The sequence below is a fragment of the Flavobacterium collinsii genome, from assembly GCF_902804485.1.
GTDB lineage: Bacteria > Bacteroidota > Bacteroidia > Flavobacteriales > Flavobacteriaceae > Flavobacterium > Flavobacterium collinsii.
In genome coordinates this window covers 1-12,022 of the sequence record NZ_CADCST010000071.1, presented here as the reverse complement: position 1 = coordinate 12,022, position 12,022 = coordinate 1, and the positions used below count along the sequence as shown (strand labels likewise).

The following is a 12,022-nucleotide window of genomic DNA, read 5'->3' as shown; positions in this document are numbered from 1 at the left end:
AAATTGATAACCCCTTGTAATGTTGTTTACAAGGAGTTTATTTAAGTTATTGTATCTATACTAATAATTCAGATGGTATTTTATAACTTGCAGCATACTGGAGATTTTCTCCACTTTCTTTAAATTTAATAAATGCTTTTCGATACCATTTTAAATCAGAGTTAAAGTCCTCGTTTGTTATGACATCATAAAATGCTCCATTTTTCCAAGGTTCTATTCCTAAAATTTCAACACCAAGTTTTTCTACTCTATCGAGAACTATTTCAAAATCATTTTCAGAGAAATAATATATTGATTCAGAATCAAAACCATTGTTAAGATTTTCAAGCCCGATAAAGACATTTTTAATTAAAAAACTATGCTTGTCCATTTCTTGAGATTTTATTTTATGAATGAAGGTAAGTAAACTAAAGCTTAATCTCAAACAAACTAAAAGAACCTTCTTTATAATGCTCCGGTAATTCGCTTGTCCATTCGATGGAGCTGATACCCTTGTATTCGAAACCACAGCTGGTGTAATAGTTGTTTATCCTTTCGTTTCCGCTGTGGGTGTCAAGACGAATATATTCTTTGTTGTTCTCTTTGGCGTATTCTTTGGTCCAGGCAATGATTTTTTTGACATACGATTGCCCTCTGAATTTTGGATTCGTTGCAATACGATGAAGATAAACTGCAGGATCGGCACTGGCTTCTTTCCAGATAATCAAATCGTTAAAAGTTAGCACAAATGTACAGGCAACTTCATCTCCTTCTTTGATGACGAAATGACGATTCTCGGCAATTTCTTTTTCGATAAGAGTCCTTTCAAAACCTCTCCAGCTTTTATTGTTGACTGTTTTTTGATAAGATGTAGCGGCATTGTAAAGATCGAAAACGGCATCGATATCTTCATTTGTAGTTTTAAAAAATTCCATTCTTAGGTTGTATGCTGTAGATTAATGAATGCTTCAAAGATAAATCTTTAAGGAGCGTAAAGTCCCATGAAACATCAGTTTTAACTTTTTTTATTAGCGTCCAGCCATACCACATTTTGTTCGGATTGATGCTCCTGACCAATAATATCCCGATACAATTCTGGTCTTCTTGCTTTTATGTAACGATTGCCACCAGCCTGAGTACATTTTTCAGAAGTTAGTATCGCGGTTGTAAAAGAGTCATCAAAAGAGCGGCATTCGGCCAGAATATCTCCAAAAGGATCAATAATCATCGAACAGCCATTTTTCAGCTGATCATCATCCATACCGATTGGGTTCGAAAATACGGCATAAATAGCATTGTCGTAGGCTCTTGCAGGCAACCATTTCATTAACCAGTCTCTGCCTTTCATTCCGTCAAATTCTAGTCGTAGAGAAGTAGGATCGGCTTCACGGTTTTCCCACAGTTGCGGAGAAACAAAACCAGCACCCGGTCGGGTAGAAGGAGTACACATCGTAACATGCGGCATGAAAATGATCTTTGCTCCTAAAAGAGCTGTGGCACGAACATTCTCAACAATATTGTTGTCGTAACAAATTAAGATTCCACATTTCCAGCCTTTAATCTCAAAAATGCAGTAACGATCTCCCGGAGTAAGGTACGGATTTATAAACGGATGCAATTTTCGGTATTTGGCGACTAAACCGTTTTGGTCTACACACACATAAGCTTTGAATAAGTTATTGTTCTCGTCTTTTTCAAAAAGCCCCGCCAGAATCACAATATTATTGTTTCGGGCAATTTCAGTCAATTTTAAGATGCTTTCTCCACTCGGAATTAATTCTGCTAAGTCTAACATTTGTTCTTTAGATAAATGTCGCGCAAAGGTATAGCCGGTTACAGAGCACTCGTGAAACGAAATAACATCACAACCCTGGCTTGCTGCCTGTTGAGAAAGTTTTTCAATTACAGCTAAATTATAGTTTTTGTTACCGCTTTTGTTCTCAAACTGTGCGGTGGCTATTTTTAGATTTTTCATAAGGCATACTATTGATTTGAGACAAAAGTAGCCCTAGTCCTATTTTGAAAATTGTATAAAACCGACATTTTAAAGAACAATAGGCGGAGCGGTTCTGAGAAGATTATTGGTTAGCTTTCCGGTATTGTTTAGGTATTCTTTTGGGGTTATTCCCGTATGTTTTCTGAATTCTTTGATCAGATGAGACTGATCTGAAAATCCGGCATTGTAGCAAATACTTGTGAGATTGGTGTCGGCAGTTTTATCTTTTAATAATTTTAAAAAATGATGCAGTTTTATAATGTTCCCAAATTTCTTTGGATTTAATCCGATAGATTCCTGAAACTTCCTTTCCAGATGCCTTTCCGTATAGCCAGTATATTTAGCCAGTTGGTTTACATTAAAACTTCCTTTGTGGGCAGTAATGAAATGAATCGCACTTTCTACGATTAATTGGTGAGAAACCCCTTTATTGGAAATGTGAGTACTGAAAAAATGATTGAGAAGATTGACTTTCTTTGGGATCGTATAATTTTCAGATAATTTCTCCTGAAGAATCAAACCGTTTTTGTCAAAAATGTCGTCAATAGAAACAATAGAATCCAGAAACTCATGAGCCGGAATTCCTAGCAGTTGGTGGATTCCGTTTGGCTGAAAAACAACAATAACTAAAGTGATTGCACTGTTCGAATAAATGTCTTTAAATCCGCTAAGCTGTCCGTAGAGAAAAGAATCAGGTAAATGATTTTTTATCTTGGAATCATTAAAATCAGAACTGAGTTTACCTTTTAAGGAAAATACGATACCGGTATTACCATCAGAAAACAAACGAAGTTTTTGTACAGCCATTTCATTATGATCTAAAAAGAGATAATGTTTAATATAAGGCGCTAATTCTTCTGATGGCGAAATCTGCATGGTTTAAACAGTTGATTGAGTGCAATCAATTAGAGTCAATTTTAGGAGATCATTTTTGATTGGTAAGAAAATAACTTTTGATAAAATTAAGGATATTTTTTCAATTACAGTTTTCCGGACTCTTTGTAGATGTTCTTTTCCATAGTGATGCATTATGTGGTGAATACTCCGCCCGAGTTATTTTTTTGCAGAAGAGCTCAAAATAATTAATCTTCTAAAGCGACTCTTATCTTAGGTAAAATACGCTCTGCATATAAAGTATAAGCTTTGGCTGAAGGATGTAAGCCATCTGTGGCCACCAAATCAGGATTGTCAAGACCTTGACGAGAAATATCGGTTATCGAAACAAAAACAATATTGTTGAGTTTACAGTAGTTTTCGGCAAAGGAGTTGTATTGGTTGATTTCGCTTGAAATTCTCTCGCCTTCTCCTTCCATTTGTACTTTACCGAAACGAGTATAGGCATAATCAGGAATGGAGATAACAACTACTCTTTTTTTATTCCCTTTTGCTAAAATAATTGCTTTGTTTACGAGTTCTGGGAATTCTTTCTCATAGATCGAAAAGCTTTTTCCCTGATACTGATTGTTAACTCCAATAAGAAGGGTAACGATATCGTATACAGGATCGGGATTTTGAGTATTTATTGCCGAAATTAGATTAGTCGTCGTCCATCCGGTGGTTGCAATGATTTTTAAAGAAAAGCTGGCTTGCGGATAAATTGCCTTTAAACTTGATTTTAGCTGTTCAGGAAATCCGCAGGTTTCGCAGACACTTTGCCCAACGGTATAGCTGTCTCCTAAAGCCAAATATTTTATGGAACCGGTAAGTGGAGTAATTGGAGCGGCAGGAATTTCTGAAGCTGTTTCGTCAGAACTACAGCTTAAGAGGAATATAGAAAGGATAACAATAACTATTTGTTTGAATTGTTTCATAACTTAGATAAATTAAGTTTCGGCTCATTTTAAACAAATAGTTACGTTAAATAACTTGTTTTGGTTTTTAGACCATCTCCGTTTTCATTAGAATTTCTTCTTCAATAGCGTTCCAAAGTCCGATACGTTTTTCTAATGCCAGAATCGAAATTTCTTCCACTTCTTTCCATTTTTGGGCGTCATCTTCACATAAATCAGAAATCATTTGCATGGCCATTGGTCCATGCTCATCAGCATCCAATTCTATATGTCTTTCAAAATAGTATAAAAGCTTACTTAAATCTATTTCAGGAAGATTTTTCTGAAAGTTCTTTAGGATTGCCGTAAACATACTTGGAATTAAATCTTCTCTTCCAAAAGTAAACGCGGCTGCAATTTGATGCGGTTTCCCTTCTTCAATCACTCTAAAAGTAAAATCTAAGAAAGCTTTTGTATTAGGATGTAAGGAGCTTTGTTTTATGGCAACAAAAATATTATGCAATGAATTTACTTCAGCTAAAAAGGTATTGATTCCGCTTGTATCGGCACCACAATCTTCCATTGCTTCAAGATACATTTCATAATGACTTTGTCTTTTTCCATCAATACTTAAATCTGTTTCTTCTGCCAGAACAATTTCGTTGATTAAGTATCTTGTTTCCGGATTTTTTGTAGCAAACCAAGGGGTAGAAGTACAGGTAAGTTTCGATTGTAATGCTTTTAATAATGACATGAAATCCCAAACGGCAAAAACATGAGTTTCTAAAAAACGATGTAAATCATCAATGCTTTGGATTTTATTGTATAATGAATGTTGTAATAGTTGATCTTTTTGGGGTTGAATGCTATTGTTTATAGTTTCAATATTCATTTTCGTATTTTTTCTGCAAATATAAAAAGCTTCCCGTTAAGAAGAAGCTTTTTGTATTGGTTTTGTATATATTTTAATAGTTGTTTATTATTTAAATGCTGGAATTCCAGTTACATCCATACCTGTTATTAAGAGATGAATGTCGTGAGTTCCTTCATAAGTAATAACACTTTCAAGATTCATCATGTGACGCATAATCGAGTATTCTCCCGTAATACCCATTCCGCCCAACATTTGTCTTGCTTCACGTGCAATATGTATTGCCATATCGACATTATTACGTTTGGCCATAGATATTTGCGCAGTGGTAGCTTTTCCTTCGTTACGTAAAACACCTAAACGCCAGGTTAATAATTGTGCTTTTGTGATTTCGGTAATCATTTCGGCTAATTTTTTCTGTTGTAATTGCGTTCCTCCAATTGGTTTTCCAAATTGAATTCTTTCTTTAGCATAACGCAAAGCAGTATCGTAACAATCCATTGCTGCCCCAATTGCTCCCCAGGCGATTCCGTATCGTGCTGAATCTAAGCATCCAAGAGGTGCGCCAAGACCAGATTTGTTAGGTAATAGATTCTCTTTAGGAACCTTTACATTGTCAAAGATTAATTCTCCGGTTGAAGAGGCACGAAGTGACCATTTATTATGTGTTTCAGGAGTTGTAAAACCTTCCATTCCGCGTTCAACGATAAGACCGTGAATCCTTCCTTCTTCATTCTTTGCCCAAACTACCGCTATATCTGCGAAAGGAGCGTTTGAAATCCACATTTTAGCACCATTTAAAAGATAGTGATCTCCCATATCTTTAAAATTAGTGATCATACTTCCGGGGTCAGAACCGTGATCTGGTTCAGTTAAACCAAAGCATCCCATGAATTCTCCTGTAGCCAGTTTTGGTAAGTATTTCATTCGTTGCTCTTCGTTTCCATACTTCCAAATAGGATACATTACTAACGAAGACTGTACAGATGAAGTAGATCGAACACCTGAGTCTCCACGTTCTATTTCCTGCATAATCAAACCATAAGAAATCTGATCCAGACCCGCACCTCCGTATTCTACCGGAATATAAGGTCCGAAACCGCCAATTTCTCCGAGTCCTTTTATAATTTGTGTTGGAAATTCTGCTTTTTGAGCATATTCTTCTATAATAGGAGAAACTTCTCTCTTGACCCAGGCTCGTGCTGATTCTCGAACTAATTTGTGTTCGTCTGTCAATAAGTCATCTAGGTTATAATAATCTGGGGCTTGAAATAGGTCTGGTTTCATTTTTGATAGTTTTATAATACAAATCTACGCAATAAAAATATAACAAAATACTGTTAAATTGTTATATTTTTATAAATACTAGAGAAGAAAAATAGTATAAACACGAATTAATTTTAGTTTATTGAAAATTTATAAGCTATTTTTGAGATTCCAAAAACAAAATGAATGAGGCTGATCATCTCTTTTATACTCTTTTTTGTTCTAAATATTGCTGTTTCTCAAGAGAAAAGGGTTTTTACAGAACAAGAGTACTTAATCTTGCAAGACAAAATTCGACTAACGGCAAATGCCAATGTTGACAGTGCGATCGTATACGCCAATCAGCTGGCGAGATCCAATAATAATAAGCATTTGGCTTTTGCAAATGCAGCATTGTCTTATTTGAGTCAGTTAAAAGGAAATACAGCAAAATCTAAAGAGAAATATCAGTTAGCATTAAAATTCTTAGATAAAATACCGGATGGTCAGGAAAAAATACAGCTTAGGTCTTATTTGTATAATTATGCCGGACTATCAGAATGGAAAAGAGAGAACTATAGCGACGCAATCGAAAATTATCAGCAAGGCATAAAGCTTTCTATAAAAATTGATGATATTATTCAAATTGTAAAATTTAAGAGTAATATCGCGTCTATAAATGTTGCTGTAGGTAATTATCGTTTGGCGATAAAGGATTTGAGGAGTCTTAATGAATTTGTTGATAAGAATCAAAGTGTTTATAACAAGCAGCAATATCTAAATAATAAGAGTAACATTAATCTTAGCTTAGCAGGATCATATGAAAGCTTTTATATGAAAGATCCTAAAAAGAAGGTTTTACTTGATTCTGCCAAATATTTTTATCAAAAAACGATTAGTTATTCTCAGAACTTCCCCGATAATAAAATTGTAGCAAAATTAAGTTTAGGGAACATTTATAATGAACTAAAAGAGTACAAAGATGCTGAGAAAACCTATTATGATATAATTTATCTGGCCAATCAAAACAGTATGCTCGATATTTTATGTACCACTAATTATAACTTGGGTGACTTATATTATAATATTAAGAAGTATGATAAAGCACTGGTATTTTTTAAAAAATCAGACTCGATTGGCGATATAACGAAAACGAATCAGGTTGACAATTTGAAGTCCAATTACTATCAGGCAAAAATTTACAACATACGTAAAGAGCCTGAACTGGCTTATAAGCATTCAAAAATTTACCTGGATAATTATGAAAAATCGGAATCAAAATTAAATGATGAGGTTTTAGAGGTAAATTATAAACTTGGAGTAGGAGATCTGACCAACGAGATGATTACCATTCAGGAGAAATATAAGTATGATGTTTTTCTAAACAAAGCGCTGAAAGTATTTTATGTTGTTTTGTTTATAGGGATTGTCTTTTTGCTGATAAAGAACATACGGGATAAGAATAAAGCGCATAAAAAAATGAATGCTTTAATAGAAGAATTCAAAGCTAACTTAGAGAAGAAAAATGAACCGGAACCAGAACGGGAGACTGTTCTTGACTCTGAAGAAGTACAACTTAAGAAAGAGAATGTCAATTTAAGTATTGATGAGGCAAAAGAGAACAAAATCGTAGAAAAATTGTTGGCCTTAGAAAGTAAACAGGAATATTTACATGCCGATTTTACTTTACCTTATGTGGCTAAGAAGATAAAAACCAATACCACTTATTTATCTTATGTTGTAAACAAGCGATTTGGTAAATCTTTTGGAGAATACTCAAATGAGTTGAAAATTAATTACGTCATTAATGAAATGATTACGAATCATATGTACCGCAAATATTCAACTCAGGCAATTGCAGAAAGTGTAGGCTTTAAAAACGCAGTGTCTTTTGCTAAATCATTTCGCAAAAGAACTGGAGTGTCTCCAGCTCAGTTTGCGAATAATATCTAGAAAACAAGTTGATCAAGGATTCTCAGCGTTACTTCCTTTACCATTTCCTCTGATGGTGTCACCGTCACCTCCACAAATTGTTTGTTGCTCTTTTTTTGATAATTTTTCGTTTCCAAAATTTTCTAATTCCATTTTTTTAGTTTTCATTTTTTAAATATTTATTGGTTGTGTAGATCCTTTACCATTTCCTCTGATTGTGTCGCCATCACCTCCTTGAATAGTTTTTTGTTCTTTTTCTGAAAGTGCAGTGCTCGTAAAATCGTCTAAATTTAATTTTTTGTTTTTCATTTTTACCGGATTCTTAAAGGTTAATTAGATCCTTTACCATTTCCTCTAATTGTATCACCAGCAATACCAGTAATTATGTCTTCGGGAATATTAGGTTCATCCCCTCCATGAACAGTTTTCTGTTCTTTTTTTGAAAGTGTATTACTTTTGAAATCTTCGATATTTAATTTTTTAGTTTCCATTTTTATGAGATTTTTAATGATTAATTAGATCCTTTACCATTTCCTCTGATTGTGTCACCAGGAGTACAAGATTCGTCTCCTCCTCCTCTAACAGTTTTTTGTTCTTTTTTTGAAAGAGTGTTATTTGTAAAATCTTCGATATTTAATTTTTTATTTGCCATTTTGTTAGATTTAATTTATTAATTAGACCCTTTTCCATTCCCTCTAATTGTGTCACTAAGAACATTAGATTCATCTCCTCCCTGAATAGTTTTTTGCTCTTTATTGGATAGTTTTTCTAATTGAAAATCTTCGAATTTTTGTGCTTGATTTGTCATGATTGTTTGTATTAGGATTATTGATATATCAAAACTAGACAAAAAGGAAAACGCTTAATCGAGAATGGGGTTTTTTGGGTTTTTGACAAAGCATTTTTTGTTTAATGTATTGATAATAAAGGACTTGTTTGTTTTATTCAGACTGATATAATTTATAAATTGTATGTAGTATAATTAATAAAATGTGTACTACTAGCGTTTTTTTCTCAATAAAAACAACAATATTTGCAGTGTAATTATGATTTTAAAGACTCGAAAAGATGTTAAAACTTGTCCAAAAATTTCTACAAATAAACAAGTACTCGGAGATTAAAAATGAGTTTAAAGATTTGTTTCTTTCTCATCCAAATTATCCTAGTTTATTTGCGATAACAGATTCTCTGGATTTACTGTCTGTAGAGAATGCTGCGATAAGAGTTCCGAAAGAGCAAATAGTAGATTTGCCTTCAAATTTTTTGGCTTATTTCAAAGAAGAGTTAATATTGGTTGAAAAGGCAAAAAATTTTGTTCGTATCAATACAGTGAAAAAAGGAAGTCATAAAATGGCGTATGAAAAGTTTTTATTAGACTGGAATGGAGTTATCGTTGCAATCGAACCAAACAATGTTGTTGCAAAAGAAAATTTAAAAGTTGAATTCAGTTGGTTGAAATATGGTTTGCCACTTTTATTGCTAGTTGGATTGTCATTTTTTTATAATACTTACAGTTTATTTAGTGTTGTTTTTTTAGTGACATCAATTTTAGGGTTTATTGTAAGTGTTTTTATTGTTCAGGAAAAATTAGGATTCAAGAATAGTGTTGTCTCGAAACTTTGCAATTTGAGTTCAAACTCTTCCTGTAGTTCTGTTCTCAATAACAAGGAAGGAAATGAAAGTAAATGGATTAGCTTTCCAGACCTGCCATTAATGTTCTTTGGAGCCAGCTTGATTGCAATTTTGGTTAAACCAGTAGAGTCATCAATTTTTGTTGGTTTTTTAAGCTTACTGGCCATACCGGTTATAGTATCCTCGATTTGGATTCAAAAATTTGAGATTCAAAGATGGTGTGTAATGTGTTTAATGGTGTCTTCTTTGATTTTTGTACAAAGTGTTATATGGTTTGCTTCAGATCTGTTTACGTTGAGTTTTAGTTTTGCTGAAATCTTTCCATTCGTGTTCTCACTGGTACTTTTAGTTCCTATTTGGATGGTTTTGAAAACAATTATAACTAATGTTTTGGGAACTGAAAACTCGCTTAAGGAGATGAAGAAGTTTAAAAGAAATTATTCTTTATTGAATTTCTTGTCTAAAAAAGTACCTCACATAAATGGACTTGACGACTTAAGAGGATTGAATTTTGGAAATAGAAATGCGGCCGTTAGATTATCAGTAATTATTAGTCCTAGTTGTGCACATTGTCATAAAACATTTCAGGAAGCATTTGATTTAGTGTTGAGGTTTCCGGATAAAATATATCTGAATGTATTGTTCAACGTGAACCCGGAAAATATCGAAAATCCATATAAAGCGGTTGTCGAAAGACTTTTAACAATAAACAGATCTACACCGGGAAAAACAGTTGAAGCTATCTCAGACTGGCATATTAAAAATATGAGTCTTAAAAAATGGTTGAAAAAATGGCATGTCGATTCCGTAAGTATGATGATAAGCCAGGAAATAAACAAACAATATGAATGGTGTTCTAAAAATGATTTTAATTATACACCTGTTAAGATTGTGAACGATAAAGTTTTTCCGGCAGAATATGAACTGGGTGAACTAAAATATTTTCTGAACGATTATATTGAAGAGAAAGAAACGATTGTTTTGGAAAAAACGGCGTGATATTTAAAAAATAGTGACAACAGACAGAAACTTCAGCTGTCTTAAAATGACTGAGGTGCGAATTCAAAAATAAAAACCTTTAGTTATGTTAAAAATTATTTTAAACTTAGAAGGTGCTCAAAAGCTAAGTGCTTACGAGCAAAAAGGTATGGTGGGAGGCCAACCGATTAATTCGCCAAAGAAATGTTGTGTTTGCCCGGGTAAAGGCTCGACAACTCTTGTAGCGTGTGATTCGTTTTGTTCAAATGGTACAATACCGGCAGTACTTCCGGATTGTTTGTAGTTCTTACTTCGTTGAAGAGCGTTTGGTAATAAGGAGATAGAAACAAACTCCGGTTTATAGAATGCCTGAAATTGTAGTAAAGAAGAATAAAAAATGACGTAAGTCACTTTTGATATTAATTTTTAGCGTTTTAATAGAAGTACGAAATAGCCTTTTTTAGAATTTAGTCATGTTTTTTTTAATTTGTAGGCGCTCGATCGTGGAACATTGAGCAAATTTCCCCACATTGATGATTGGTGTAGGGATTCTTAGGAAATTGGTCACTGAGTTGATTTTAATTGGTTAGGGTTAACCAGTGCCATGTCCTAAAGAAATTGTATTTCTAATAAATATGTTTTTAAATACTCTAACAGAGAAGATTAATTTCTTCTCTGTTTTTTTTTGGTTGACCATAGTATGTTAAGTTTATTTTCTGTTTCAGTATTTTAAATGTATTCCTATAACCAACGGAGGGAGTAAAAAATAGAGATCTGATTAACTGAAATTTAGAATTGATAGTTATTGACGTAGATTGAAAAAAATGGAAAAGAAAAGCTTTTAATGATTTAATTGGTTTAATATTGATAAAGGATGGTTGTTCGAAAAAAAAAGTGAAGGAGAAAGTAACAAAAACAGATCATTTTTTTATGATGCAACCGGAGCAAATGTTGTTACACTCCTATTTGTAAATTGAGAAGATAGATTGGGAGGAGTAGTTTTAGATCTGGTACGAATGATTTTACTAATCTCATCTTTTAAAGCGGATTGAGTTTTTTTAACTATAAATCAAAAGGAAAAACAATTAATTACGAATTTTTGGTGTATAAATATTATATTTTTGTAAGAGGAAGAATGACAAGGTTATTTGTGCATAAAATGATTAACTCTAAATTAAATTGAAAAAATTCACCAATTATAAGCAGGCCGATTATAAAGATTGTGGCCCAACATGTTTAAAAATAATAGCGAAACATTACGGTAAAACGATCAACATCCAGGAGTTGAGAGACATCAGCGAAACAACTCGTGAAGGAAGTAACTTGCTTTTTTTGAGTGATGCGGCAGAGAAAATTGGTTTTAGAACTTTAGGTGTAAAATTAAATCTGGAAAGACTAGAAGAGGCTCCATTGCCTTGTGTTCTGCACTGGAACAAAAATCACTATGTAGTACTCTATAAAATTAAAAAAAAGACTTACTATATTTCCGATCCTGCTTTTGGCTTGATAGAATACAATAATGAGGATTTTATTAAATTTTGGATCGGAAACAATGCAAATGAATCTACTCAGGAAGGAATAGCATTATTGATTGAAGCGACTCCTAAATTTTTTCAGTCG

At 33.3% G+C, this 12,022-nt stretch carries 16 protein-coding genes and 1 pseudogene; 5 read left to right on the top strand and 12 right to left on the bottom strand.

Annotation, left to right across the window (positions count from 1 at the left end; translation table 11 throughout):
• Window positions 1–55: 55 nt before the first annotated feature.
• The 7 genes from FLA105534_RS06905 to FLA105534_RS06875 all read right to left on the bottom strand — a co-directional run bounded on the left by FLA105534_RS06905 (window position 56) and on the right by FLA105534_RS06875 (window position 5,902).
• Complete coding sequence (locus FLA105534_RS06905) at window positions 56–370, bottom strand: hypothetical protein (RefSeq protein WP_173965300.1); 315 nt, start codon at window positions 368–370, stop codon at window positions 56–58.
• A gap of 37 nt (window positions 371–407) precedes the next feature.
• Window positions 408–914 (bottom strand): GNAT family N-acetyltransferase, encoded by a 507-nt coding sequence (locus FLA105534_RS06900; protein WP_173965299.1) that lies wholly within the window; start codon window positions 912–914, stop codon window positions 408–410.
• Between the two features lie 80 nt (window positions 915–994).
• Window positions 995–1,954 (bottom strand): nitrilase family protein, encoded by a 960-nt coding sequence (locus FLA105534_RS06895; RefSeq protein ID WP_173965298.1) that lies wholly within the window; start codon window positions 1,952–1,954, stop codon window positions 995–997.
• A gap of 69 nt (window positions 1,955–2,023) precedes the next feature.
• Complete coding sequence (locus FLA105534_RS06890; protein WP_173965297.1) at window positions 2,024–2,851, bottom strand: AraC family transcriptional regulator; 828 nt, start codon at window positions 2,849–2,851, stop codon at window positions 2,024–2,026.
• 206 nt (window positions 2,852–3,057) lie between these two features.
• Window positions 3,058–3,786, bottom strand: a complete 729-nt coding sequence (locus FLA105534_RS06885; protein ID WP_173965296.1) for an SGNH/GDSL hydrolase family protein — start codon at window positions 3,784–3,786, stop codon at window positions 3,058–3,060.
• Between the two features lie 67 nt (window positions 3,787–3,853).
• A complete protein-coding gene (locus tag FLA105534_RS06880; protein ID WP_173965295.1) occupies window positions 3,854–4,636 on the bottom strand; it encodes a DUF3050 domain-containing protein in 783 nt (260 codons plus the stop codon).
• Between the two features lie 87 nt (window positions 4,637–4,723).
• Window positions 4,724–5,902, bottom strand: a complete 1,179-nt coding sequence (locus FLA105534_RS06875; protein ID WP_173965294.1) for an acyl-CoA dehydrogenase family protein — start codon at window positions 5,900–5,902, stop codon at window positions 4,724–4,726.
• Window positions 5,903–6,067: 165 nt separating this feature from the next.
• Here FLA105534_RS06875 and FLA105534_RS24015 point away from each other — a divergent pair.
• Together FLA105534_RS24015 and FLA105534_RS24010 are read left to right on the top strand one after the other, a co-directional pair.
• Window positions 6,068–6,982, top strand: a pseudogene (locus tag FLA105534_RS24015) (tetratricopeptide repeat protein); the annotation flags it as partial.
• Window positions 6,983–7,555: 573 nt separating this feature from the next.
• Complete coding sequence (locus tag FLA105534_RS24010) at window positions 7,556–7,813, top strand: helix-turn-helix domain-containing protein (RefSeq protein WP_369769999.1); 258 nt, start codon at window positions 7,556–7,558, stop codon at window positions 7,811–7,813.
• A gap of 12 nt (window positions 7,814–7,825) precedes the next feature.
• On the opposite strand, the gene FLA105534_RS06865 is transcribed toward FLA105534_RS24010, so the two are convergent.
• The 5 genes from FLA105534_RS06865 to FLA105534_RS06845 are packed head-to-tail and all read right to left on the bottom strand — an operon-like array spanning window position 7,826 to window position 8,600.
• The gene (locus FLA105534_RS06865) at window positions 7,826–7,960 is read right to left on the bottom strand and encodes an rSAM-modified peptide (protein ID WP_173965292.1); all 135 of its coding nucleotides are present in this window, start codon (window positions 7,958–7,960) and stop codon (window positions 7,826–7,828) included.
• 3 nt (window positions 7,961–7,963) lie between these two features.
• Entirely contained in the window at window positions 7,964–8,101 is a 138-nt protein-coding gene (locus tag FLA105534_RS06860; protein WP_173965291.1) for an rSAM-modified peptide, read from the bottom strand.
• Between the two features lie 20 nt (window positions 8,102–8,121).
• Complete coding sequence (locus tag FLA105534_RS06855; RefSeq protein ID WP_173965290.1) at window positions 8,122–8,283, bottom strand: rSAM-modified peptide; 162 nt, start codon at window positions 8,281–8,283, stop codon at window positions 8,122–8,124.
• Window positions 8,284–8,303: 20 nt separating this feature from the next.
• Window positions 8,304–8,444 carry an rSAM-modified peptide gene (locus FLA105534_RS06850; RefSeq protein ID WP_173965289.1) on the bottom strand — a complete coding sequence of 47 codons (141 nt, stop codon included), beginning with the start codon at window positions 8,442–8,444 and terminating at the stop codon, window positions 8,304–8,306.
• A gap of 18 nt (window positions 8,445–8,462) precedes the next feature.
• Entirely contained in the window at window positions 8,463–8,600 is a 138-nt protein-coding gene (locus tag FLA105534_RS06845; RefSeq protein WP_173965288.1) for an rSAM-modified peptide, read from the bottom strand.
• Between the two features lie 260 nt (window positions 8,601–8,860).
• Between FLA105534_RS06845 and FLA105534_RS06840 the strand changes: the two genes are divergently transcribed.
• The 3 genes from FLA105534_RS06840 to FLA105534_RS06830 all read left to right on the top strand — a co-directional run.
• Window positions 8,861–10,423 carry a vitamin K epoxide reductase family protein gene (locus tag FLA105534_RS06840; RefSeq protein ID WP_173965287.1) on the top strand — a complete coding sequence of 521 codons (1,563 nt, stop codon included), beginning with the start codon at window positions 8,861–8,863 and terminating at the stop codon, window positions 10,421–10,423.
• Window positions 10,424–10,508: 85 nt separating this feature from the next.
• Window positions 10,509–10,706, top strand: coding sequence for a hypothetical protein (locus FLA105534_RS06835; RefSeq protein ID WP_173965286.1), 198 nt, complete (start codon window positions 10,509–10,511; stop codon window positions 10,704–10,706).
• Window positions 10,707–11,581: 875 nt separating this feature from the next.
• Window positions 11,582–12,022, top strand: a 441-nt coding sequence (locus FLA105534_RS06830) for a cysteine peptidase family C39 domain-containing protein (RefSeq protein WP_246253186.1), incomplete at its 3' end; no start/stop codon positions are given.

Excerpts from the sequence above, each read along its gene's own strand:
- FLA105534_RS06905 (WP_173965300.1), bottom strand. The coding sequence starts at position 370 with ATGGACAAGCATAGTTTTTTAATTAAAAATGTCTTTATCGGGCTTGAA.
- FLA105534_RS06900 (WP_173965299.1), bottom strand. The coding sequence starts at position 914 with ATGGAATTTTTTAAAACTACAAATGAAGATATCGATGCCGTTTTCGAT.
- FLA105534_RS06895 (WP_173965298.1), bottom strand. The coding sequence starts at position 1,954 with ATGAAAAATCTAAAAATAGCCACCGCACAGTTTGAGAACAAAAGCGGT.
- FLA105534_RS06890 (WP_173965297.1), bottom strand. The coding sequence starts at position 2,851 with ATGCAGATTTCGCCATCAGAAGAATTAGCGCCTTATATTAAACATTAT.
- FLA105534_RS06885 (WP_173965296.1), bottom strand. The coding sequence starts at position 3,786 with ATGAAACAATTCAAACAAATAGTTATTGTTATCCTTTCTATATTCCTC.
- FLA105534_RS06880 (WP_173965295.1), bottom strand. The coding sequence starts at position 4,636 with ATGAATATTGAAACTATAAACAATAGCATTCAACCCCAAAAAGATCAA.
- FLA105534_RS06875 (WP_173965294.1), bottom strand. The coding sequence starts at position 5,902 with ATGAAACCAGACCTATTTCAAGCCCCAGATTATTATAACCTAGATGAC.
- FLA105534_RS06865 (WP_173965292.1), bottom strand. The coding sequence starts at position 7,960 with ATGAAAACTAAAAAAATGGAATTAGAAAATTTTGGAAACGAAAAATTA.
- FLA105534_RS06860 (WP_173965291.1), bottom strand. The coding sequence starts at position 8,101 with ATGAAAAACAAAAAATTAAATTTAGACGATTTTACGAGCACTGCACTT.
- FLA105534_RS06855 (WP_173965290.1), bottom strand. The coding sequence starts at position 8,283 with ATGGAAACTAAAAAATTAAATATCGAAGATTTCAAAAGTAATACACTT.
- FLA105534_RS06850 (WP_173965289.1), bottom strand. The coding sequence starts at position 8,444 with ATGGCAAATAAAAAATTAAATATCGAAGATTTTACAAATAACACTCTT.
- FLA105534_RS06845 (WP_173965288.1), bottom strand. The coding sequence starts at position 8,600 with ATGACAAATCAAGCACAAAAATTCGAAGATTTTCAATTAGAAAAACTA.
- FLA105534_RS06840 (WP_173965287.1), top strand. The coding sequence starts at position 8,861 with ATGTTAAAACTTGTCCAAAAATTTCTACAAATAAACAAGTACTCGGAG.
- FLA105534_RS06835 (WP_173965286.1), top strand. The coding sequence starts at position 10,509 with ATGTTAAAAATTATTTTAAACTTAGAAGGTGCTCAAAAGCTAAGTGCT.